The organism is Alloacidobacterium sp. (assembly GCF_035631355.1).
GTDB lineage: Bacteria > Acidobacteriota > Terriglobia > Terriglobales > Acidobacteriaceae > Alloacidobacterium.
The window spans coordinates 51,373-73,407 of the sequence record NZ_DASQIX010000075.1 but is presented as its reverse complement, the minus strand read 5'-3'; the positions used below and the strand labels follow the sequence as shown (position 1 = coordinate 73,407).

The 22,035-nt window shown below is 56.1% G+C and carries 18 protein-coding genes; 13 read left to right on the top strand and 5 right to left on the bottom strand.

From position 1 onward, the window contains the following. Nucleotides 1-18 precede the first annotated feature (18 nt). From VEV40_RS14080 to VEV40_RS14060, 5 genes are all read left to right on the top strand, one after another. Complete coding sequence (locus VEV40_RS14080) at nucleotides 19-585, top strand: BON domain-containing protein (protein ID WP_324833193.1); 567 nt, start codon at nucleotides 19-21, stop codon at nucleotides 583-585. Between the two features lie 119 nt (nucleotides 586-704). Continuing rightward, entirely contained in the window at nucleotides 705-1,472 is a 768-nt protein-coding gene (locus tag VEV40_RS14075) for a glucose 1-dehydrogenase (protein WP_324833192.1), read from the top strand. A 16-nt stretch (nucleotides 1,473-1,488) separates the two neighbouring features. Beyond that, nucleotides 1,489-3,228 (top strand): malto-oligosyltrehalose trehalohydrolase, encoded by a 1,740-nt coding sequence (treZ, locus tag VEV40_RS14070; RefSeq protein WP_324833190.1) that lies wholly within the window; start codon nucleotides 1,489-1,491, stop codon nucleotides 3,226-3,228. A gap of 26 nt (nucleotides 3,229-3,254) precedes the next feature. Further along, on the top strand, nucleotides 3,255-4,088 hold the full coding sequence (locus tag VEV40_RS14065; RefSeq protein WP_324833189.1) for a sulfite exporter TauE/SafE family protein: 834 nt from the start codon (nucleotides 3,255-3,257) through the stop codon (nucleotides 4,086-4,088). Next, nucleotides 4,088-4,456: a DUF1634 domain-containing protein gene (locus VEV40_RS14060; RefSeq protein WP_324833188.1), complete on the top strand. Its 369-nt coding sequence runs from the start codon at nucleotides 4,088-4,090 to the stop codon at nucleotides 4,454-4,456. The genes VEV40_RS14065 and VEV40_RS14060 overlap by 1 nt, the downstream gene beginning before the upstream one ends. 13 nt (nucleotides 4,457-4,469) lie before the next feature. Here the strand turns inward: VEV40_RS14060 and VEV40_RS14055 are convergent, their stop codons facing one another. The 4 genes from VEV40_RS14055 to VEV40_RS14040 form a co-directional block, all read right to left on the bottom strand. Beyond that, complete coding sequence (locus VEV40_RS14055; protein ID WP_324833186.1) at nucleotides 4,470-5,123, bottom strand: bifunctional precorrin-2 dehydrogenase/sirohydrochlorin ferrochelatase; 654 nt, start codon at nucleotides 5,121-5,123, stop codon at nucleotides 4,470-4,472. Then, nucleotides 5,120-6,817 (bottom strand): nitrite/sulfite reductase, encoded by a 1,698-nt coding sequence (locus VEV40_RS14050; RefSeq protein WP_324833184.1) that lies wholly within the window; start codon nucleotides 6,815-6,817, stop codon nucleotides 5,120-5,122. The genes VEV40_RS14055 and VEV40_RS14050 overlap by 4 nt, the downstream gene beginning before the upstream one ends. A gap of 226 nt (nucleotides 6,818-7,043) precedes the next feature. Beyond that, the gene (locus VEV40_RS14045; protein ID WP_324833183.1) at nucleotides 7,044-9,941 is read right to left on the bottom strand and encodes a TonB-dependent receptor; all 2,898 of its coding nucleotides are present in this window, start codon (nucleotides 9,939-9,941) and stop codon (nucleotides 7,044-7,046) included. Between the two features lie 41 nt (nucleotides 9,942-9,982). Beyond that, on the bottom strand, nucleotides 9,983-11,149 hold the full coding sequence (locus tag VEV40_RS14040) for a DUF5666 domain-containing protein (protein ID WP_324833182.1): 1,167 nt from the start codon (nucleotides 11,147-11,149) through the stop codon (nucleotides 9,983-9,985). A gap of 278 nt (nucleotides 11,150-11,427) precedes the next feature. Between VEV40_RS14040 and VEV40_RS14035 the strand changes: the two genes are divergently transcribed. Genes VEV40_RS14035 through VEV40_RS14020 form a run of 4 tightly spaced genes read left to right on the top strand, consistent with a single transcriptional unit; the run spans nucleotide 11,428 to nucleotide 16,353 of the window. Continuing rightward, nucleotides 11,428-12,795, top strand: coding sequence for a sugar MFS transporter (locus VEV40_RS14035; protein ID WP_324833181.1), 1,368 nt, complete (start codon nucleotides 11,428-11,430; stop codon nucleotides 12,793-12,795). Beyond that, the gene (locus tag VEV40_RS14030; protein WP_324833180.1) at nucleotides 12,792-14,354 is read left to right on the top strand and encodes an acyl-CoA mutase large subunit family protein; all 1,563 of its coding nucleotides are present in this window, start codon (nucleotides 12,792-12,794) and stop codon (nucleotides 14,352-14,354) included. Before VEV40_RS14035 ends, VEV40_RS14030 begins: the two co-directional genes overlap by 4 nt. 29 nt (nucleotides 14,355-14,383) lie before the next feature. Beyond that, entirely contained in the window at nucleotides 14,384-15,178 is a 795-nt protein-coding gene (locus VEV40_RS14025; protein ID WP_324833178.1) for an NIPSNAP family protein, read from the top strand. A gap of 50 nt (nucleotides 15,179-15,228) precedes the next feature. Further along, nucleotides 15,229-16,353, top strand: a complete 1,125-nt coding sequence (locus VEV40_RS14020; protein WP_324833176.1) for a VWA domain-containing protein — start codon at nucleotides 15,229-15,231, stop codon at nucleotides 16,351-16,353. Nucleotides 16,354-16,377: 24 nt separating this feature from the next. Here the strand turns inward: VEV40_RS14020 and VEV40_RS14015 are convergent, their stop codons facing one another. Further along, complete coding sequence (locus tag VEV40_RS14015; protein ID WP_324833174.1) at nucleotides 16,378-17,190, bottom strand: hypothetical protein; 813 nt, start codon at nucleotides 17,188-17,190, stop codon at nucleotides 16,378-16,380. A 284-nt stretch (nucleotides 17,191-17,474) separates the two neighbouring features. Here VEV40_RS14015 and gcvT point away from each other — a divergent pair, with 284 nt between their 5' ends. The 4 genes from gcvT to gcvPB all read left to right on the top strand — a co-directional run bounded on the left by gcvT (nucleotide 17,475) and on the right by gcvPB (nucleotide 22,035). Next, nucleotides 17,475-18,614 (top strand): glycine cleavage system aminomethyltransferase GcvT, encoded by a 1,140-nt coding sequence (gene gcvT / locus VEV40_RS14010; RefSeq protein ID WP_324833172.1) that lies wholly within the window; start codon nucleotides 17,475-17,477, stop codon nucleotides 18,612-18,614. Between the two features lie 35 nt (nucleotides 18,615-18,649). Continuing rightward, nucleotides 18,650-19,039, top strand: coding sequence for a glycine cleavage system protein GcvH (gene gcvH / locus VEV40_RS14005; RefSeq protein ID WP_324833170.1), 390 nt, complete (start codon nucleotides 18,650-18,652; stop codon nucleotides 19,037-19,039). A 65-nt stretch (nucleotides 19,040-19,104) separates the two neighbouring features. After that, nucleotides 19,105-20,469 (top strand): aminomethyl-transferring glycine dehydrogenase subunit GcvPA, encoded by a 1,365-nt coding sequence (gene gcvPA / locus VEV40_RS14000; protein ID WP_324833169.1) that lies wholly within the window; start codon nucleotides 19,105-19,107, stop codon nucleotides 20,467-20,469. Nucleotides 20,470-20,481: 12 nt separating this feature from the next. Beyond that, nucleotides 20,482-22,035 (top strand): aminomethyl-transferring glycine dehydrogenase subunit GcvPB, encoded by a 1,554-nt coding sequence (gcvPB, locus tag VEV40_RS13995; RefSeq protein ID WP_324833167.1) that lies wholly within the window; start codon nucleotides 20,482-20,484, stop codon nucleotides 22,033-22,035.

Genomic DNA, 22,035 nt, shown 5'->3' with positions numbered 1-22,035 from the left:
TTTTCAGGAGCAAAAAACATGAACATGAGGAAGAGCTATAAATTTCTCTCCGGATCGGTTGCGGTACTCGCGAGTGTCCTGGTGATATCCGGCTGCAACAACAAGCCGGCGCATCCCGACGAGAAGTCGGCGGTAACCAATGCGCTTAACAGCAATAATCTGAGCGACGTAAGCGTTTCTCAGGACCAGAACAAAGGTGTGATGACGCTTACCGGCAATGTTGCGTCGGCGGACCAGAAATCAGAGGCGGAAGCCCTCGTAAAGCAGGCAGCGCCGGACTACACCGTCGCCAATGAAATCGGGGTCCGCCCAGAAGGCGCCGAGAGTCAGGCAAAAGCTGTTGATTCCAGTCTTGACAGCGCAATCGAGGATAATTTTAAGGCGTCTTTGAAAGCCAACAAGCACCTCGATGATCAAAGCATCGATTATTCCGCAAAGAACGGAACGCTCATGCTGAAGGGCAGCGTTAAGACTGCTGCTCAAAAAGCCGAAGCGGGCAAATTGGCAAAAGAAGTGCCAAATGTTCAACAGGTAGTGAATGAAATCGAAGTTAAGCCTGGCAAGCATTCGACTGCAAAGTCATAACCAGCCACTTTGGCACGGGAGCTCTAACCAGGGCTCCCGAATTTTCCTCTCATTTTGTTTCCCCGTGCATTCCACGAAAAACAGCATCTCTGCGAAAATTTCAGCAGGGAAGAACAGACATGAGTCGTTTACGAGGACATACTGCAATCATTACCGGCGCAAGTTCCGGTATCGGTCAAGGCATTGCAAAACGTTTCGCCGAGGATGGCGCGAATATCGTCATCAACTACATTGGACATCCCGACGGCGCACGAGAGACGTTGAAAATGGTGGAATCTGCAGGCGCTCAGGGCGTGATCGTTCAGGCTGATGTATCGAAAATCAGCGAAGTCGAATCCATGATGGATGAAACATGGAAAAGACTTGGTTCGGCGGACATCCTTGTCAACAACGCGGGCGTGGAATCGAGAGCGCCATTCCTGGAAACCAGGGAAGAGGACTTCGATCACGTTATCGCCGTGAACCTGAAAGGGCCGTTTTTTGTCACGCAGGCCTTCGTGCGCAAACTTGCCGCGGAGAAGAAGCCGGGCCGCGTCATCAACATCAGTTCTGTTCATGAAGATATTGTCTTTCCCGCAGTCGCTCCCTACTGCGCCAGCAAAGGGGGCTTGAGGATGATCATGCGCACTCTCGCTGTTGAACTTGGAGCGCTTGGAATTACCGTCAACAACATTGCTCCCGGCGCCATCGCCACGCCCCTCAACCGATCGCTGCTAAAAAACAAGCCGAAGCTTGATGCGCTGCTCAGACATATTCCTCTTAATCGTCTCGGCACTCCGGAAGACGTGGCGGCCATTGCATCCTGGCTGGCGTCAGATGAGGCCAGCTACATTACCGGAGCAACGTATTACGTCGATGGCGGCCTCTCACGCTATTACAACGAATAGGCGGGGAACAGAAACGATGCATCGGTCCAGGGTCTGGGCGCCGAAGGCGAATACCATTGGCGTCTGTATAGATGACGCCGTTCATCAGATGGAGAATATAGGCGGCGGTTGGTGGCAGGTCGATGTGTCGGGCGCAAATGCCGGGACTGAGTATGCTTTCGTGATTGACAAGACCGGGCCTGCTCTGCCCGATCCACGTTCCGCATGGCAGCCGCATGGAGTGCATGGTCCATCGCGCATTGTCGATCACGCGGCCTTTGCATGGACAGATGCGGAATGGCAGGCCCCGCCGCTTGCCAACGCCATCATCTATGAGCTCCATATCGGCACGTTCACACGCGAAGGAACATTCGACGCGGCGCAGCAGCGCCTCTCATATCTTAGGGGTCTCGGCATTACGCATGTGGAACTCATGCCCGTCGGAGCCTTTCCCGGGAAGCATGGGTGGGGATACGACGGCGTCGATATCTTCGCGCCGCAACAGGCCTACGGAGGCCCGGAAGCATTGAAGCGCTTTGTCAACGCTTGCCATGAGCACAGGCTAGCTGTGCTGCTCGATGTGGTCTACAACCATCTCGGCCCATCCGGAAACTACCTCGCCCGGTTCGGCCCATATTTCACGCACGCGCACCACACGCCGTGGGGGGACGCTGTCAATCTTGAAGGCGCAGGCAGCCACGAAGTCCGCCGCTTTTTCTGCGACAACGCGCTGATGTGGCTCCGCGATTATCACTTCGAAGGCCTGCGTCTCGACGCTGTGCACGCCTACATGGATCGCTCCGCGATTCACTTCATGGAACAGCTTTCCACGGAAGTCCGGAGGCTCGAAGCGGAAACCGGCAAGCACTACCTCGTGATCGCCGAAAGCGATCTCAACGATCCGCGATTTGTTAAGCCCATCGAAGCAGGCGGCTATGGTATGGATGCGGAATGGAGCGACGATTTTCATCATGCGCTCGTCACTATGCTTACCGGAGACCGCAGCGGTTATTACTCTGATTTTGGCTCTATCGCTGATCTCGCGAAGGCATTGAAATCGGTCTTTGTATATGACGGAATCTACGCGCCGCATCGCGACCGCATACAAGGCCGTCCCGTTGAACGCATTCCAGCATGGCGATTCCTCGGCTACTCACAGAACCACGATCAGGTGGGCAACCGAGCTCGCGGCGAGCGCCTGTGCCATCTCGTCAATGCCGGACGCGCAAAAATCGCTGCAGCGCTGGCATTGACAGCGCCATTTGTGCCCATGCTGTTTCAGGGTGAGGAGTGGGCCGCGTCATCGCCATTCCAATACTTCACTGACTACGAGGACAAGGAGCTTGGCCGCCTCATTTCTGAAGGCCGTAAGAAGGAATTTGCCGCCTTCGGCTGGAATCCGGACGACATCCCCGATCCGCAAGATGAGGAGACATTCCTGCACTCGAAGTTGAAATGGGACGAGCAGTTACAACAGTCGCATGCCGACATGCTCGACTGGTATCGAAAGCTTATTGACTTGCGCAAATCTTATCCCGACCTGACGAACGGCTCGCTTGACGAAACGCACGTGGAATACAGCGAAGAAGAGAAATGGCTTGTTCTGCGTCGAGGGACGATTGAAGTCGTCGTCAATTTGGGGAGCCGTCCGCTGGAGCGGAGTGTCACGGCCGGGACAAGCATTCTGCTGGCGTCAGGCAGTACAGCGTTGGAAGAGACATTGCTCAAGCTCCCCTCGGATTCTGTTGCCATCCTCAACTCAGATGGGCATTCTTAAATCCTTGTTGTAGGCTAATTCTTCGCATGAGTACGCTCGAATTCTCAGGCTGGATATTCGGCAGTTCGGTCCTGGCTGGCCTCCTCGGAGCGCTGACTGGCCTGGGTGGCGGCGTTGTCATCGTTCCCGTCCTCACGTTGCTGTTTCATATCGACATTCGTTACGCTATTGGCGCCTCGCTGGTCTCGGTCATCGCCACGTCTTCCGGAGCCGCCGCTGCGTATGTGCGTGAAGGCTTCTCCAATGTTCGTATTGGCATGTTTCTTGAGATCGCAACCACGCTGGGAGCGCTCGTCGGCGCATATCTTACAGCCATTGCTTCCACGCATGTCATCGGTTTTATCTTTGGGGCAGTGCTGCTTTATTCCGCCTACGCGTCTATGCGCAGCCATCCTGAGGACGCCAAATGCGCGCCCAATGCGCTGGCACTGAAGCTGAATCTACAGGGCAGCTATCCTACGTCGCATGGGCCGGAATGCTATGTAGCGCAAAATGTGCCTGGAGGCTTCAGCCTCATGTTTGTTGCCGGAGCCTTGTCCGGGCTGCTCGGCATTGGCTCAGGGGCCGTGAAAGTGCTCGCCATGGATCGCGCCATGCGTCTGCCATTCAAGGTCTCAACAACGACCAGCAATTTCATGATTGGCGTCACAGCTGCCGCGAGCGCGGGAATTTATCTCAGCCGCGGTTATATTTCACCCGGTCTCGCCATGCCTGTCATGCTGGGCGTGCTGGCCGGCTCGCTGACCGGCACACGCATTCTGGTCAAGGCAAAGGTCAAAACGCTGCGGTTGCTTTTCGCCGGCGTGATTATTTTGCTTGGCATTGAAATGATCTACAACAGTCTGGCAGGCAGGCTCTGATGATGAACGACGAGAAGATGGACCTTGCCATTGGCCGACTGCTCCGCGCCGGGGTGCTCATCGCTGCCGCTGTCGTGCTTGTAGGCGGCCTGTTGTATCTGAACCAAAAGCGCGGGCCGCGCCCGGACTATTCCGTGTTTCACGGCGCGGCTGCAGAATTGCGCAGTCCGGCTGGAATCGTACGGCATCTTTCAGTCAGCAACAGCGGGTCCATTATGCAATTAGGATTGCTACTGCTGATTGCAACTCCCGTCGCCCGCGTTGCCTTTGCCGCATTTGGCTTTCTTCTTGAGAAAGACTGGCTTTACGTCGTAGTGAGTCTGATCGTGTTTGCAGTGCTCATGTATAGCCTGCTTTACGACCACTAGACAAGTGGCCGCACTAACCGCGGATATCGGGTGATCCAGGTCTCGATTGTGAGACATGGGATCTATTTCGAGCCAACTGGCGCGATGGGCACTCGTTAAGCTCACAAACAGATCGTTGCGCCAGATCATGCAACAGCAATTTGCGATTATCACCCGCTGGCATTGCCGCCAGCACCTCGCGCCGCAATTCGCCCAGCGCGGCAAGCCATGGACTCAGGTTGTCAGGGAGTTGTTCGTCGATCTCCTTGCGCAATTGCTGGGCCAGCGCCGGACTCTCTCCGGCGGTAGAAATGGCGATTTGCAGATCGCCGCGTTTGACGATGGAAGGGAAATAAAAATCGCAGTTCGGAGGATCGTCAACCGCATTGCAGATCACATTGCGCTGCAATGCCTCGCGATATACCGTTGCATTGACCTCAGGAACATTGGTTGCTGCAACGACAAGAAATACCCCATCCAGATCGCCAGGCACGAACTCGCGCTGATTCCATTCAATCCGCCCAGGACGCGCAATAGCGGTTAATCCAAGGGTTGCTTCCGGAGCAACCACCGTGACATGAGCGTCCGCCGCCAGCAGGCTCTGTATCTTTCCTTCCGCAATTTCCCCAGCGCCGACGACCAGACATCGCCGGCCTTCCAGCTTCAGAAAGATTGGGAAAAGACTCATCCAGCAACCCCAACAGGAACAGGCCCCACAGGCAAGTCCCGCGCGACGGCTTCAACTGCCACGCCTGAAAGGCGATTGCGGATCTCTTCTTCCGTATGCCGCCCGAAATAAGCGCGCAGGTTCTCTGCTGGCTTTCGTTCTGATAGGTAAGAGCGCAGAAGACGCGCAATGGCTGCAGGCGCTTCGGTCGCGGCAACCCGGTAGCCAACCTGCCGCGCGATGCCTGCGTATTTGCCGACCGCCCCGCCCACGCAGAAATAATACGCGTCCACCATCTTGGCGTCCTGTTTCACTTTTTTGCCTTCGAGGCCGATATCGGCAATCCAGTGCTGGCCGCAGCCATTCGGGCAGCCGGTTACGTTGAGCTTAAGCTGCTCGTCAAATTGCGGAACAAGCTCCTCAAGCTCTTCCACCAGCCAGCGGGTAAAACCTTTCGTCTCGGTAATCGCGAGCTTGCAGAACTCCGTTCCAGTGCAGGCAATCGCGCCGCGCCAGAAGGTCGATCCTTCCACGCGCATGCCAATCTTTTCAATCTCGCCTGCCAGATCGATGGCTTTAGCAGTAGGAACGTCAATAAAAATCAGGTTCTGCATCACAGTCGCGCGCAGATTGCCCGAGCCGTAGCGTTCAGCAAGCTCCGCGGCGGATGCAAGCTGGTCGCCGGTGAGACGCCCGCGCAGTACCGATGCGCCAACGAAGCTCAATCCCTGCTGCTTCTGCTTATGAATCCCAACATGGTCGCGCAGAATGTCTTCCGGCTCGTCCTCGGCCACTCCTGGATCAAGCTTGTAGCCAAGCCGCGATTCCAGCTCGTGGAGAAATTTCTCCGCTGTCCACCCTTCGCGCGTAAATAGGTATTTCAATCGCGCACGGTCGCGGCTCTCGCGCAGCACCTGCTCATCGCGAAAGATCTCAGCGACGCCGCGCACCGCATCAAACGCCTGCTCCGGCTTGATAAAGGCATTCAGCTTTACCGCGAGATGCGGCTGGTTGGAGAGCCCTCCGCCTACGCGCAGCGAATAGCCCACTTCGCCGCCGCGGCGAACGGCCGTCAGCGCCACATCGTTCAGCTCCGGATAATTGCACCAGACGGAGCATCCGGAAACCGAAATCTTGAATTTGCGCGGCAGGTTGTAGAACTCAGGATTCGCAATCAGCTTGTGCGCGATTTCCAGCGCCAGCGGAGACGCGTCCAGAATTTCCTCATGATCGATTCCCGCCAGCGGACAGCCAGTCACGTTGCGGACGACATCGCCACACGCGCCCTTCGGTGACAACCCAACGGCATTGAGCGCGTCCACAATCTCAGGCAGCGATTCAATCGTGAGCCAGTGCAACTGGATGTTCTGCCTGACCGTGATGTCGGCCAGGTTGCGCGCATGTTTCTTCGCGATGTTCGCAATCACGCGGAGCTGGTCGGCGCGGATGATCCCGTTTGGAATGCCGACACGCATCATGAAGTATTCCGAAGCCAGCCCTTCGCCGCCTTTGCCGCCCACCGCGCCTATGCCGTCGCCCTGCGTGTAGACGCCCCACCATTTGAAATAGGCCGACGCCCACTCGGGAACGACACTGGCGCGCCCCTGCCGCGCAAACTCGCGCACCTCGTTGAAGGCCTCCCACGGGTTCTTCTCGCGCTTCAGGCGTTCCATTCTTTGCGCTTTGGTTTCTTTCGGCGGTGCAATGTCTGTCATGTGTCAACCTGTCGGAAAATAGAAAACCCGCGTCAGTCTTAGCTGATACGCGGGCTTTAATGTGAAACCTGGAACTTAAATGTTCGCTGGGGTCATTCACTCAAAGTCCGGCGCGCGCAGTGACAACACCCGCAACAAGTCGCCGGAATGGATGAATGAGACATTTGTACAAGAGTAACGGTTTCGCAGAGGCCAGTCAAGAAGACCTGCCTCTGCCTGGTATGGGCTAGAAGTTGAATGCAGCTTCCAGGAAGATACTGCGGTTACCTGCTGTCGGAGGTCCAAAGAAGCCCCCGGCCAGCGATTGTGATTTATCAAAGAACGGCGAGAGCAGCGTTCCGTTCGGCGTTCCCAGGTTTTGATGGTTCAGCACGTTGGTTGCGAAAGCGGTAAATGTCAAGTTGTACTTGCGCGATACAGACGCATCCAGGCGTCCGGGCCCGCTCTGGTTGCCGCTAAGGCCCATAAAGCCGCCGCCGCGACGTCCTCCGCCCCCGCCACCAGGGCCATTACCTTCAACGCGCGGCCCGAGGCCGATCACTTTGCTCACGCGCATGTTCAGGCTGATATTCTGCGGTCCGTTGCCATATCCAAATGGAACGATCCGTTCATTGGTGCCCGCGGGGTCCGTGTTCAGGCAGCCGAACCTTGTCTGAACAGCGCCCGTCTCACTGCAACTCGCGGCGAATGTGGGCCGCGCATTGAACTGGTTGTTTCCAGTCAGATCGGTACCAATAGTGAGGTTGTAGGGCGTCCCTGAGTTGTATGCCAGGAACGGCGCAAACGAGATGGCCCATGGCGCCTGGATGTTGCCCAGAACAATGAACCGGTTGTGCACGTCAAAGGCCGAGCGCCCATAGTCAAGTTTAGGATCATGTGCGTTCGACAAGAACGAATTCACGCCGCCCGTATTGCTCAACGCATTGTTGTACATGTAGAAGCCAAAGAGGCTGAAGCGGCGGAAACGCGCGTTGCCGCTGGCGATGATCTGGCTCTGGCGGTAAAAGCCGATGGATTGATAGGTGTAGAGGTTTTCACTGGGAGGCGCAAGCCCACCGGCGTCAATATACGTTCCACTTGATGTGTCGAAGGGCGTGGCGCTCACGTTGTTGCTGAGGTACTGGTGTATGCCTTGGCTGTAAAGATAGGTCACGTTCGCCGTGGCTGTCTTGGATATCTGGCGGTCAATCCCGATTGCCCCCTGCATCTCCAGCGCTGCGTGGAAATGAGAATCAATCTGCCAGTAAGTCGGGGCTTGATTCTGGGTCGTTGAGTTGCCGAAGTTTTGAATCACGATCTGCTGGTTTGATACACCGCCCGGCGCGGGAACATTGTGATGGATGGTGTAGATGACGAAAGGAGTACTACCGCCCCCGCCGAACGTGTTTGCCTCGTTAAAACGCTGGTAGAACCATCCATACCCAGCGCGCAGAACGGTTTTCGCCCGCTTTCCGTTGCCGCCATCAAGCGCGTAGGCGAATGAAACGCGCGGCGCCCAGTCATTGATGTCGTGGATGTAGTTCTGTGCCTCCCAGCGCAGGCCGTAGCTGAAAGTGAAGCGTGGACTTATCTTCCAGTCATCCTGATAAAAGAGACCTGAATCAAACATTGTTGCTCGTGCGGTGTACGCATTGTTGTTTACGACTGTGTACTGATAGCGCTGCGGGTTGTTGTTCAGATAATCGGTAAGCGACTGATAGGTGTACATCCCGTTGGTTCCGGCATCGGTGTAGTTTGCATCATGCGTGGCGCGGAGACGCGCGCCAAAGTTCAGCGCGTGATTGCCCTCAGCCGCAGTGAAATAATCCTGGAACTCGAAGTAATCCTGATTGTCACGCAAGGTCCCGCTGTTGCTGCCGCCAGAGGTGAACGCTCCTTGGACGGAGATTGTCGGATCAGTTGACAAGGGAGTCTGGTCGCTGTGTGAGCGCGTGTACTCAAAGCGCATATCGTTGACGATTTTCGAGTTCATGATCCAGCTATTGCTCAACTGGATTTCGTTCTCGATTCTGTGCGTGTTGTATCCCACGGAGGGAAGACTGGTGGTGCCGATTCCGGCATTCTCGTCCGTGTTCCGCGTGAAGTCATAGCGGACCGTCAGCGTGTCCGGCTCGCCGAGTTGAAAATCTAAGCGTGGGCTGATATCGAGGCGCGTACTGGGATTGCTGACCGTGGTATTCAGATATACCGGGTTATTGGGGTCGGTAGTGGTCTCGGGATTGACCGCGTCAATGACGCTCACATTCTGTGTGTCACGCCCAAAACCGCTTACAAAAAAGGACGTCTTCTTGGAAAGAGACCCGCCGACGTTTGCATGCCCGAAAAAGCTGTAGTAATCCGGAAAAGGAATCTTTGGCTGGCCGGGTTGCAGGTTCGAGTTGAGAATCGGGTTCGCTGCGTTGAAGGCTGAATCCGTGCCGCTCACATGGACGCTGCCGTGCAGCTTGTCCGTTCCCGGCTTGGTCAGAATCTCAATACGGCCATAGCCGAGCCGATCATATTGCGCCGAAAACGGGTTCTGGTTCACGCGAATTTCGCGGATCGACGACTTCGGCGGAAGCTGTCCACCAGTAAAGCCGTCAATGTAAATCTGCCCGCCGTTCGGTCCGGCGGAAGGACCGGCCAGCGCTTGGAGTTCGCTCTGCAATTCGTCAGGGTCATCGGAAAGAGCATCAAGGTCTTTGCCCTTCAATACCATGGCGTTGGCATTGTTATCCGGGCTGGTGTCTACTGTGGTGGCCTCGGCGTTCACCTGCACCTGCTGCTTTTCGACCTCGATTTCGAGCGAGACGTTAAAGTCCTTTGTCTGCCCCGCGGTGACGGAAATCGCTTTTGAACTGGATGCCGCGAAGCCCTGGGCGTTCGCAATCACAATGTAGGTGCCCGGCGTCAAATTGTTCACTTCATATGTGCCGCGCCCATTCGACGTGACCGTGGCAACGGTGTGGCCATCAGGTGTGGTCAGGCTGACGTTAGCATTCGGAATCACTGCGCCAGTCGGGTCGGTCACCTGGCCGCGCACCGCGCCCTTCGTGGCCTGCGCCATCATATGTGTTGCCGATCCAAAAGCCAGCAATAAGGCGAGCAGAATAGAGAAATAGTGTGCAAGAACTCTTTGTTTCACAAACACTCCAAGAGCTTTCAATAATTGACGTATCGATGTGCTTACTGTTGCGAGGCTGCCGCGGCGTCTCCGCCACCGCCCAGGCTCCAGGAAGAAGAAAAAAGGCTCTGGCTTGCTTTAGTTGAAGCCTGGAGCATTGGTTCCACGCCAGCCAGCAGCGTAATCGCCGTCGCCGCGTCGCTTGCGCCTTCGGTTGCGACAATCATCACCGCGTCGCCCGGATGCAAATCTGTTAGTTGAACACTCGGCGCGCGCTGCAACATTTGCGAAAGATCTCCCCCGCGCCTGCCTGCGCCCATTCCTCCGCCATTCTCCGCAGGAGGCCGCGCGCCCGCCGCAACTGGCTGTTCACCAGCCGGAGTTCCTGCGGTCTTGAGCCTGCCCGCAATGGCCTGCGCCATCTCCGGCGCGAGCCTATGCAGCTGAGAGTCGGGCGTAACGCGGATGACGACATGCTTTTTCGTAGCCAAATCAGTCACAGTCAACGTTTGGCCGGCTGGATTCACGCTTGCGATGGTCGCAGCGATATTGCGGAACGAGCCGGCAACTATTTCATCAGCGTTGACTTCAGCCCCGTCCGCATTGCGGTCGCCGCGAGCGCGCAACTGGTCGCCCGGCTTAATCTGGTCGAGCGTTGAAACTTTGGCATCATCAAACTTCACTGAATCCGGCGCGTACTGGCGGATGATGGTCTTTGGCGTGGTATGGATCATAATGGTTCTCGGACCCGAAGCCACCACTATCGTGCCGCCGGCTGTGTCTACCGACTTCACAATGCCGCCGACGCCACGCTTCTGCCAGTCTTCGCGCTCCTGCTGCTGGCGCTGCGCGATGTCGCTCTTCTTCATCGCGATCACCGCCTGGGCGGTGTAGGTGTTCGCAGCCGGAACTGGCGTGGCCCGCACCAGCACGCGATCACCAATCGCCAGGTCCTGCACATGGATCGGTGTAGCGCTACTCAAATCTCTTTGCCCCGGTTCCGTACGCACAATGCGGGTTGCATCACTGACGGTGATCGTTGACACTACGCCGGCGTCTGATTTGATCGTGATCGTGTCGCTGTTTACCGCCGTCACCGTTCCCAACAGACGCGCTGTCGACGCCGGGGCTGTCTGGCCTGCGGTTGCGAATGCAGGGTGAACTGCGACAGCTGCAAGTGCCGTCGAAACAGACAAGCCAAGCGCCAGCGATGTTTTTACAAATGGCATAGATCGAAAAGTGTCCTTAAGTCTCTCGGGGAAAAAGGGCCCACCACTTCATAACTCACTCAAAAGACGTAGGGCCCATTATGAAAGTTTCAAACTTAATTCCTTATGAGGCAAGCGATTACAAGGGTGAAAATTCTAATCTGGCAACGTTTCCATCGTTTTATGCCGAGTCAGCCGTTGCTTTGTCCATTTATGATCAGCGTTGATCTTGTTTCCGGCGCATTTTGGCGGCATCTCACTGGAACAGGATTGCGTCATTTTTGAGGACCCAGGACTGCATGGCCATCACAAATGTAAGCAGCACTTCAGGTACAACTAACGCTCCAGGCTCGACTAACAAAAGCGCCATGGCGATGGTCACGACGCTTTTCTTCGTGTGGGGCTTTCTCACTTCGCTCAATGACATCCTTATTCCGCATTTCAAAGATATTTTTGGCCTGAGCTACTCGGAGGTGGCCAACATCCAGGTGGCATTCTTCTTCGCTTACGCGATCTTTGGGTTCCCTGCAGGGAAGATCGTGGAGTGGATAGGCTACCAGCGGACGATGGTGGCGGGGCTATTTACGATGGCGCTAGGCGCTGTGTTGTTTATTCCTGCCGCTAACCTGCCATCATTTGCCTTATTTCTGGTCGCGCTGATTATTTTGGGTGCTGGTATGTCGGCACTACAGGTTGCCGCAAATCCGTATGTGGCCGTCCTTGGACCGCCGCAAACGGCTTCAAGCCGACTTAATCTTTCGCAGGCCTTCAATTCTCTTGGGACAACAATTGGGCCGCCGTTAGGCGGTTATCTAATTTTGCGGAGCGCGACGAAAGCTGTTGAAAATACCAGTTCCATGACAGCTGCGGCGCTTCGATCCTATCAGCAACAGCAGGCGGCCTCAGTCAAGTTTCCATACTTCATCTTCACGCTGGTGCTTGTGCTTTTGGGATTGGCGATTGCCCTATACAAGTTTCCGCGCATCGACACAACCAAGGACTTCCGCCCCATTAAAGGAGGCGGGAAGCAGCACAGCATCTGGCGGTATCGGCATGTGGTGCTGGGAGCAGTGGCGATCTTTGTTTATGTTGGGGCGGAAGTTTCGATTGGCAGCTTTCTGATCAACTATTTTCATCAGTCCTACATAGCCGCATTAACAGAGTTAGCGGCATCCGCTTACGTTGCCTTTTACTGGGGTGGTGCGATGGTCGGGCGTTTTATCGGATCAGCCGTTCTGCAGAAAGTGAAAGCGGGGACACTGCTGATGTTGTGCGCTCTGATGGCAGCGGCACTTGTGCTGATCAGCATGAATACTACATTTACATCGGGTGTCACTACGGCACTACCTTTGCATTTCCTTAGCTGGCATTGGACGCTGCTGATTCCGCACTCCTGGCCCATGTGGAGCATTCTGGCGGTGGGATTGTTTAACTCCATCATGTTCCCTAGCATCTTCACGTTAGGAATCGCTGAGATGGGACCGCTTACCGGCGAAGCCTCCGGCTTGCTAGTGATCGCTATTGTCGGTGGCGCGATTATTCCGAAATTGCAGGCAATCCTGATTGATCACATAGGCATTCACCGGGCGTTCATCATCCCCGTGCTCTGCTACATCTTTATCGCTTACTACGGCGTGAAGGGATCAAAAGTAGTGTTTCCGGAATGACGCAGAAATCCGTCTACACACGCGCCGATCTTGAAGCCATCTGCTTTGATCCGGTAACGGATCTCGGCTTCCCCGGCGAGTTTCCCTTCACGCGCGGCATTCAGCCAACGATGTATCGCGGACGGCTCTGGACCATGCGCCAGTATGCCGGCATGGGCGATGCCGAGGAGAGCAACCGCCGTTATAAATTTCTGCTGGAGCAGGGGACGGCAGGGCTGTCAGTCGCTTTCGATCTGCCGACGCAGATCGGCTATGACTCCGACGATCCAATGTCACTGGGCGAAGTGGGCAAGGTGGGCGTGGCCATCGATTCGATCGAAGACATGGAGTGGCTCTTCGATGGCATTCCATTGGATAAGATTTCTACTTCAATGACGATCAACGCGACGGCCAGTATTCTGCTGGCGCTCTATGTCGCAGTGGCGAAGCGCACAGAAGCGGACGTTAAAAAGCTCTCCGGCACCGTGCAGAACGACATTCTGAAGGAGTACATTGCGCGCGGGACGTATATCTATCCCATCCGGCACGCGATGCGCATTATTACGGACATGTTTGCGTGGGCGAACGATGAAGTTCCCGAGTGGAATACGATTTCGATTTCCGGCTACCACATGCGTGAAGCCGGATCGACAGCCGCACAGGAAGTCGCCTTCACGCTGGCTAATGGCATGACATATGTGCAGGCAGCAATCGATGCTGGCTTAGACGTCGACAAGTTCGCCCCGCGTCTCTCATTCTTTTTCAACGCGCACAATAACTTTCTGGAAGAGGTGGCGAAGTTCCGCTGCGCTCGCCGCGTCTGGGCGCATCTCATGCGCGACCACTTCGACGCAAAGAATCCGCGCTCGTGGATGCTGCGTTTTCATACGCAAACGGCAGGCTCAACGCTCACCGCGCAGCAGCCGGAGAACAACATTGTCCGCACCGCCATCCAGGCGCTGTCAGCATTGCTGGGGGGCACACAGTCGCTGCATACCAACGGTTATGACGAAGCGCTGGCGCTGCCGACGGAAGAAGCCGCGCGCATCGCCCTGCGCACCCAGCAAATCATCGCCATGGAATCCGGCGCACCACAGACCATCGACCCCTTTGCTGGGTCGTATTATGTCGAGTCGCTGACACACAAAATTGAGCAGCAGGTAAGGTCGTATCTCGACCGTATCGACGCGCTTGGAGGAATGTTGCGCGCCATCGAAAAGGGCTGGGTGCAGCAGGAAATCCAGAACGCCGCCTATGAATATCAACGCGCTGTAGACTCAGGCGAAGCAACGGTCGTCGGTGTGAACCGTTTTACGCGTGAAGAGGAACCGCCCATTCCTATCCAGCGCATTGATGAGGGGCTGGAACGCAAGCAGGTTGAGCGTGTTCGCGCCCTGCGCCAACGCCGTGATAAAGCGCAATGGCAATCTGGAATCGGCAAAGTGAAAGACTATGCTCGCTCCGGCGACAACCTTATGCCCGCAATTCTCGAAGCAGTGGAAAGTTACGCCACAGTGGGGGAAATAGCCGCGTCCATGCGCGAAGTCTTCGGGGAGTATCACGAATCCGTGGTGATTTAGCTACAATCCAAATCATCAGGAGATCCCCTTTGGAACGACGCCATTTTCTCACTTCCTCCCTCGCCGCATCGGCACTCGCATTCACCGGCAAATCTGGAGCGCAGACAACCATGGGCAAGCAACGTGAATATTATGAGCTGCGCAAGTACTTCATGCAGTCAGGTCCGCAAACAAAGCTGACTGAAAGCTACGTCTCAGATGCGCTGATTCCGGCGCTGAACCGTATGGGCATTTCGCCTGTCGGCGCATTCCGCCTCACCATTGGGCCGGAGACGCCGACGCTCTATGTCCTTAGTCCCAGCACGTCGGTCGAAACGCTGGTGACTGCCGATTTACACCTTGTTCAGGACAAGCAGTTCATGCAGGCTGCTGAACCTTTCTGGAATGCATCGGCAAAAGAGCCTCCATACGTCCGCATTGAAAGCCAGCTAATGATCGCTTTTGAGGGCCATCCCAGGCTGACCGTTCCGGCGGCCACGGCGCAACACGCGAAGCGTGTTTTCCAGTTGCGCACCTACGAGAGCCCGACGAACCAGGACCATGTGCGCAAGGTAGAGATGTTCCACAATGGCGAGTTTGAGATTTTCCAAAAGGCTGGCTTTGGACAGGTGTTTTATGGAGACTCGCTCATCGGGCCGCGTCTCCCGAACCTGACCTACATGCTTACATTCGGCGATATCGGCGAAATGAATGAAAAATGGGCCGCATTCGGCAACGATCCCGACTGGAAGAAGCTTTCAACATCGCCGCGTTATGCTTTCGAGCAGATCGTGAGCAACATCACAAATCTGATCCTGACGCCAACCGACTTTTCGCAGATATAGCCGTCAACTGTTCACCTTGTTCTTCCGTCTAAGAGGGAGACGATCCGTTTATGTCTCCCACGAAGTCGATTTGTCGCTGTTTTGCCATTGTCCTGGGCCTGTTCTTCTGCGCAGCCATCGCATTTCCCCAAACCGCCGCGCCTGATGCCGCAAAACCAACCGCTCCCGCAACCACGCTCTCGGTCAACGTAAAAGTCGTCACTCTGCCGGTTTCTGTCCGCGACAAGAAGGGGCAGATCGTCGCCAACCTGACGAAAGACGACTTCACCCTGCTTGAGGACAATCGCCCGCAGACCATCAAGTACTTCAATCTCGATACGAACCTGCCGCTCACGCTCGGGTTGCTGGTCGACACCAGCATGAGCATGCGCAATGCCTTCGATCAGGAAAAGACGGCGAGCAAGACTTTCCTGAACCAGATGCTCACAAAGCCAGAAGACAAGGCCTTTCTTATTCACTTTGACCGCGAAGTGGAACTGCTGCAGGATTTGACCCCATCGAAAGACAAGCTCTCCGCCGCGCTTGAAGACCTGGGGCCGACACAGCAGCAGTATCAAACGACATCTGATTCTGATCCCGGCCAGCAGCGCATGCGCCACGGTGGCACACAGTTGTATGACGCCATCTATCTTGCCTCCGATGAATTGATGAAAAAGCAGCAGGGCCGCAAGGCCATCGTCGTGTTGAGCGATGGACAGGATCGCGGCAGCAAAGAGACCCTCAACTCAGCGATTGAATCCGCGCAGCGGGCCAATACAGTGGTCTATACGATCTATTTCCAGGGTGAGCAGCAGCATGATTACGAAAATCATGGCGGCGGCTATGGCCGTCCTCACATCGGCATGGGCGGCGGTGGTTATCCGGGTGGTGGCTATCCCGGAGGATATCCTGGTGGACGGGGCGGACAGCGTCCCTCGCAAGAGCCACACGTCGATGGCAAGAAGATCATGATCCAGATTGCAGAAGAGACCGGCGGCCGCATGTATGAGGCAAAGAAAAAAGAAAATTTTGACCAGATTTACGCGAGCATTGCCGAGGAATTGCGCTCCCAGTACATGCTCGGCTACACGCCGGACAAGTCCAGCACCGACGACAGCTACCACAAGATCACGCTGACCACGAATAAGAAGGATCTTTATGTGCAGACCCGCGACGGCTATTACGCGGATAAGTAACTGGCTTCGCCACTTGATGATTTCCTAGTCGTGTTTATTCGTTGGTGGGCTTACGGCCTGAGACGTCAACTCCGCGACGCTGGCCAGCAAAAGTCGATATGCAAAGGCCACACCTTTGTAGCGACGCTCCATGTATCGCCAGCCCGATAGGAGCAGGCAAGCTACTGATGCAACTTGAGCCGCAAACCAATACCAATGCCAATTCCCGCGGTCGAGGTAGAAAACAAATTGCAGGGAGACGGCGGACGCAAGGATCGTCCATGCGCGACGTTCTCTTATTTCTTTCGCAAGTTCGTTTTTCGTCTCTTGGCTGCTTGTTTTTCTCCAGCTTTCATTCAGCAGCACAGCCGCAATAAATAGAGTCAATACAATGAGTACCGCGAATATGATCCAGCCAACTCTCGCAGAAAGCGCTGCTGGAAGCAGGAAACCGGCAAGAAACAAAAGTACGGTCAGGCTGCGAAAAAATTTCGAATCAGCTTCATATCGGTCAATTTCCAGAGACGTCGCCGGGGTACGCAGCCTCGCATAAACACGGGTCCATTGATAGGTCGACTTAACCTCTCCCTTAGGAATACCGAGTGCCGTATAGAGGAGAATCTCTGCTCTGCCTTGTAGCTTGCCCGCCTCTTCTTTGTCTTTGTGGACAAGCTTGTAAGTCCGGTCATACAGGTTATCCAGGCTGGCGCTTCCAATCAGGAAAATAAAATGACCCAGAAGATACGAAATGACGGCGAAGGCAATCCAGCGCGGCCAGTATTGCCCTGGGGGAATTTCGCCGAAGATCGATTGATGGTAAAAGGAGTGGAGTGCAGAGTTTGTTTTGGTCAGTTGCACCAGAATGCCGGTAGCTATGGCTCCCGGTAGCAGAATGGCAAAGAAGTCAACAAGCCCGATGAAGAACTCGGCCGGCTTCGCAAGCGATGCGCTCTCATTTCTTTCTTCCGCCACGGGTCGCCTTTCTTGCAGGCAGTTCCTTTTAGCCCGATGAGGATGCCCAATATAACATGCCGAAGGAGTATATTCCCAGCGGCTTCTGTGGCGCTGAAAGCGCGTGTCGCCCTGCGCGCAGCAGCGTGGTAAGTTAGAAGGTTCGGCATCTTCAGGCGAAGGATCCTAACGTGTCTACACCTGCCACAGCCCCCGCTTTGCGCAAGACTGCGCTCAACGCCGTCCACCGCCAGCTTGGCGCCAAAATGGTCGATTTTGGCGGGTGGGACATGCCTGTCGAATACTCAGGCCTTATTGCCGAGCACATGGCTGTGCGTACGGACGTCGGACTCTTCGACGTAAGCCACATGGGCGACATTCAACTGCGCGGTCCTGAATCACTGGACGCAGTTCAGCATATCTGCATGAATGATGCCGCGAAGCTGCACGAGGGACAGGCGCAATATTCGGCGATGCTGTATCCGCAGGGGACCTTTGTAGACGATGTGATCGTCCACAAACTTTCTGACAATGACTACCTGATTGTCATTAATGCCGGAACGCGCGAGAAGGACTTCAACTGGATCAGGACAAACGCGCGGAACTTTCACTGCCACGTCAGCGACTACAGCGACCTCTACACCCAGCTTGCGATTCAAGGCCCGAAGGCTGCCGAAACACTGCAGAAGTTGACAAATGTCGACCTTTCGACCATCAAGTTTTACTGGTTCAAGTGGGGAACTGTTTGCGGCCTGCACAACACGCTGATCGCGCGCACCGGATACACGGGCGAAGACGGCTTCGAGATTTACATCCCATCGGACGAAGCCACCAGCAAGCGCGTCTGGGAAGAGGTGCTGGAAGCAGGCAGGGAATTCGGGATTGTCCCCTGCGGTCTGGGTGCCCGCAACACGCTGCGACTTGAATCGGCGCTATCGCTCTATGGGCACGAAATTTCCGAGACCATCAATGTCTTTGAAGCTGGGCTCGACCGATTCTGCAAGATCGAGAAAGGGCCATTCATCGGTTCGGAAGCCTTGCAGCAGGTACAGGCGGCGGGAGGCCCGTCGCGCAAGCTCGTCGGCCTGGAAATGGTTGACCGCGGCATTGCCCGCGATGGCTATGGCGTTTTTAATCCGGACGGAACACAGATTGGCTCTGTCGCCAGCGGCTCGCCCGCGCCGTTCCTAAAGAAGAACATCGCGCTCGGGTTTGTTCCGCGCGAGTACACTTCGCTGGACAATGAAGTTTTCGTACAGGTGCGCAATACTATGGTCCGCGCCAAAGTTGTGCCTATCCCGTTCTACCGGCGCCCGAAAAAGCAGTCCTGACCACAACAGACCTTACAATAAGAAAGAGAAAATACATGGCATACCCCGCAAACTACCGCTACACGCGCGAGCACGAATGGATTGAGGTCAACGGCAAAACCGGCAAGGTCGGCATCACCGATTACGCCCAGAATTCGCTTGGCGACATTGTTTTTGTCGAATCTCCCAAAGTGGGCGCAGCCGTGAAGAAGGGCGAAATCTTTGGCAGCGTCGAATCCGTGAAAGCTGTCTCCGACCTCTATTCGCCAGTCACTGGAACCGTGACGGAAGTGAACGAGGAACTGGCTTCATCCCCGGAAAAGATAAACACCAGCGCGCACGAGGCGTGGATCATGAAGGTTGAAATAAACGACCCGGCTGAAGTTGATTCACTTATGAGCGCAGCGGATTACGAAAAGTTCATTGCGGAAGAGACCGGGCATTGATCGTGCCAGCAAGTCTCAGTGTTCTTGTATTTCATCGTTGTTTTCAGCAGTAAGGACCGACAAACATGCGCTACCTCCCCAAGTCACCCGCTGAGCGCGCAGCCATGCTGCGCGAAATCGGCGTTTCCTCCATTGACGACCTTTTCACCGCCATTCCGGAAGAGTACAGGCTGATGCGCGACCTGAAGGTGCCGCGCCAAATGGGTGAGTCGGAGATCATCGACTATTTCAAGGCAGCGGCGGAAAAGAATGCCCATGCCTACACGAGCTTTCTGGGCGCGGGCGCGTACCGGCACTATCGTCCCGTGATCATTGATTCGTTAGTCCAACGCGGCGAGTTTCTTACTTCATACACGCCTTATCAGGCTGAGATCACGCAGGGCACGTTGCAGGCCATCTTCGAGTTCCAGACGATGATCTGCGAGCTGACCGGCATGGACATCGCCAATGCCTCAATGTATGACGGCTCAACCGGCGCGGCAGAGGCGGTGATGATGGCCGTGCGCGTGACCGGCCGCGATGGCGTGCTGGTGGCGAAGACGGTGCATCCGGAGTATCGCGAGGTGATGCATACCTACGCGCAGCATCAGGGGCATGAGGCGCGCGAGGTTGCGTACTATCCCGACGGCCATGTCCAGGCGGGACGCATCGACCTCGAAGCACTGGAACAGGCTGTGAATGAGGAGACGGCCTGCGTGCTGGTGCAGTCGCCGAACTTCTTCGGCGTGATTGAAGACATTCCGGTGATTGCGGAGATCGCCCACAAAAAAGGCGCTCTTCTGATTGTGTCCATCGCTGAAGCTGTGTCGCTAGGGATTGTGCGGCCGCCGGTGGAGGCGGACATCGTCTCAATGGAAGCGCAGTCGTTCGGAGTTGCGTTGAGCTACGGCGGCCCGTATTGCGGTGTGCTGGCGGCGAAGGAGAAGTATCTGCGGCAGATGCCGGGGCGTCTGGTGGGTGAAACCAAAGACAAGGAAGGGCGGCGCGGCTTTGTGCTGACACTCTCGACGCGCGAGCAGCACATCCGGCGCGAGAAAGCGACTTCGAATATCTGCACCAATCAGGCGCTGGTGGCGCTGATGGCAACGATCTTCATGACCGTCTACGGCAAGGAAGGCATCAAGGAACTTGCCGTGCAGAATCTGGCCAAGGCAACGTACGCGGCAGATGCGCTGGGAGCGCACGACAAACTGCTGTTTGGGCAGTCGCCGCGGTTCCATGAGTTTGTGTTGCAGACCGAGGAGCCTCCGCGGCGATTGAACGCGCGGCTGATGGAAAAGAAGATCATCGGCGGCCTCGATTTGTGTAAGTGGTATCCGGAATTGAAAAACGCGACATTATGGTGCGCGACAGAGCTGACCACCAAAGAACAGATTGATGCGGCGGTCGCGATAGTGGCCGAGATATCAGTGGCTTCTGCGGCGCGATAAAGGAATTCAGGAATGGCGACGACGACGAACGGATTTGTAGGTACGACCCGCAAGGTGACGGCTCACCTGACGCAGAACGAACCGTTGAGCTTTGAGAAGTCTTCACCGGGCAAGAAGGGCTACAAGCTTGCTCCGCTGGATGTGCCCGAAATCGATCCGGCCGCACTGCTGGGCGCCGCGACGCGCGAGGATAAGCCCGCGCTGCCGGAGTTGAGCGAGATCGAAATCATCCGGCACTTCACGCGGCTTTCGACGTGGAACTATGCGATTGATCTGGGGATGTATCCGCTGGGCAGCTGCACGATGAAGTACAACCCGCGGGTAAATGAATTTGTATCGAGGCTGGAAGGCATCGCAGAGGCCCATCCGTATCAGCCCGAGCGCCTGTCGCGTGGCGCGATGGTCATCATCAAGCTCCTGAAGGATTGCCTGATCGAGATTACCGGAATGGACGCCATCGCGCTGCATCCCGCGGCGGGAGCGCACGGCGAGTTTACCGGCATGCTGATGACGCGAGCCTATCACCAGTCGAAGGGCAATCCGCGCAAGAATGTCATTATTCCCGATTCGGCGCATGGGACCAATCCCGCGACGGCTGCGAGCTGCGGCTACCAGGTGGTGAACCTGAAATCGAATGCGCAGGGTGGCGTGGACGTTGCGGCCCTGGCGAAGGTGGTCAACGAAGACACGGCGGCGTTGATGCTGACCAATCCGTCGACGATTGGGGTCTTCGAGAGCGAAATCCACAAGATCGCCGATGTGCTGCACGATAAGGGTGCGCTGCTTTACATGGACGGTGCCAACATGAATGCGCTGGTCGGCAAGACGCGGCCCGGCGACTTTGGCGTGGATGTGATGCACCTGAATCTCCACAAGACGTTTTCGACACCGCATGGAGGCGGTGGTCCGGGATGCGGGCCGGTGGCGTGCAAACAATTTCTGGAGCCATTTTTGCCGGTCCCATTTGTGGCGCTGGGCGATGATGGATTGCTGCATTGGAGCTCCGACCGTCCGCATTCGATAGGGCGGGTGCGCGCCTTCTACGGCAATTTCGGAATGTTCGTGCGGGCACTGGCGTACATTCTGGCGAATGGTCCGGATGGGTTGCGGCAGACGACGGAAGATGCGGTGCTGAACGCGAACTACATCCGCAAGAAGCTCGAGGATGTCTATGAGCTGCCCTACGATACGCCGTCTATGCACGAGGTGGTCTTCAGCGACAAGCGGCAGGTGAAGAACGGCATCAAAACGGGCGACATCGCCAAGCGCCTCATCGATTATGGGTTTCATCCGTACACCACATCCTTTCCTCTGATCGTGCCCGGCGCGCTGATGATCGAGCCGACGGAGAGTGAATCGCGTGAAGAACTGGACCTGTTCATCGACGCGATGCGGCAGATCGCGCGTGAAGCGGAGGAAAATCCGGAGGTCGTGATCTCGGCTCCGCACTCGACACGCATCTCGCGCCTGGATGAGACGACCGCAGCGCGCAAGCCAGTGCTGCGCTGGAAGGGTCCGGCGATGCACGACGCTGTCGAAGTGGATACCGCGGCGAAAGAGTGGTAG

What these genes read in the sequence shown, in the direction of transcription:
- VEV40_RS14020 (WP_324833176.1), top strand. Translation starts at nt 15,229, where the DNA reads ATGTCTCCCACGAAGTCGATTTGTCGCTGTTTTGCCATTGTCCTGGGC.
- VEV40_RS14060 (WP_324833188.1), top strand. Translation starts at nt 4,088, where the DNA reads ATGATGAACGACGAGAAGATGGACCTTGCCATTGGCCGACTGCTCCGC.
- VEV40_RS14050 (WP_324833184.1), bottom strand. Translation starts at nt 6,817, where the DNA reads ATGACAGACATTGCACCGCCGAAAGAAACCAAAGCGCAAAGAATGGAA.
- VEV40_RS14075 (WP_324833192.1), top strand. Translation starts at nt 705, where the DNA reads ATGAGTCGTTTACGAGGACATACTGCAATCATTACCGGCGCAAGTTCC.
- VEV40_RS14035 (WP_324833181.1), top strand. Translation starts at nt 11,428, where the DNA reads ATGGCCATCACAAATGTAAGCAGCACTTCAGGTACAACTAACGCTCCA.
- gcvH (WP_324833170.1), top strand. Translation starts at nt 18,650, where the DNA reads ATGGCATACCCCGCAAACTACCGCTACACGCGCGAGCACGAATGGATT.
- VEV40_RS14080 (WP_324833193.1), top strand. Translation starts at nt 19, where the DNA reads ATGAACATGAGGAAGAGCTATAAATTTCTCTCCGGATCGGTTGCGGTA.
- gcvPA (WP_324833169.1), top strand. Translation starts at nt 19,105, where the DNA reads ATGCGCTACCTCCCCAAGTCACCCGCTGAGCGCGCAGCCATGCTGCGC.
- treZ (WP_324833190.1), top strand. Translation starts at nt 1,489, where the DNA reads ATGCATCGGTCCAGGGTCTGGGCGCCGAAGGCGAATACCATTGGCGTC.
- VEV40_RS14065 (WP_324833189.1), top strand. Translation starts at nt 3,255, where the DNA reads ATGAGTACGCTCGAATTCTCAGGCTGGATATTCGGCAGTTCGGTCCTG.
- gcvPB (WP_324833167.1), top strand. Translation starts at nt 20,482, where the DNA reads ATGGCGACGACGACGAACGGATTTGTAGGTACGACCCGCAAGGTGACG.
- VEV40_RS14030 (WP_324833180.1), top strand. Translation starts at nt 12,792, where the DNA reads ATGACGCAGAAATCCGTCTACACACGCGCCGATCTTGAAGCCATCTGC.
- VEV40_RS14055 (WP_324833186.1), bottom strand. Translation starts at nt 5,123, where the DNA reads ATGAGTCTTTTCCCAATCTTTCTGAAGCTGGAAGGCCGGCGATGTCTG.
- VEV40_RS14040 (WP_324833182.1), bottom strand. Translation starts at nt 11,149, where the DNA reads ATGCCATTTGTAAAAACATCGCTGGCGCTTGGCTTGTCTGTTTCGACG.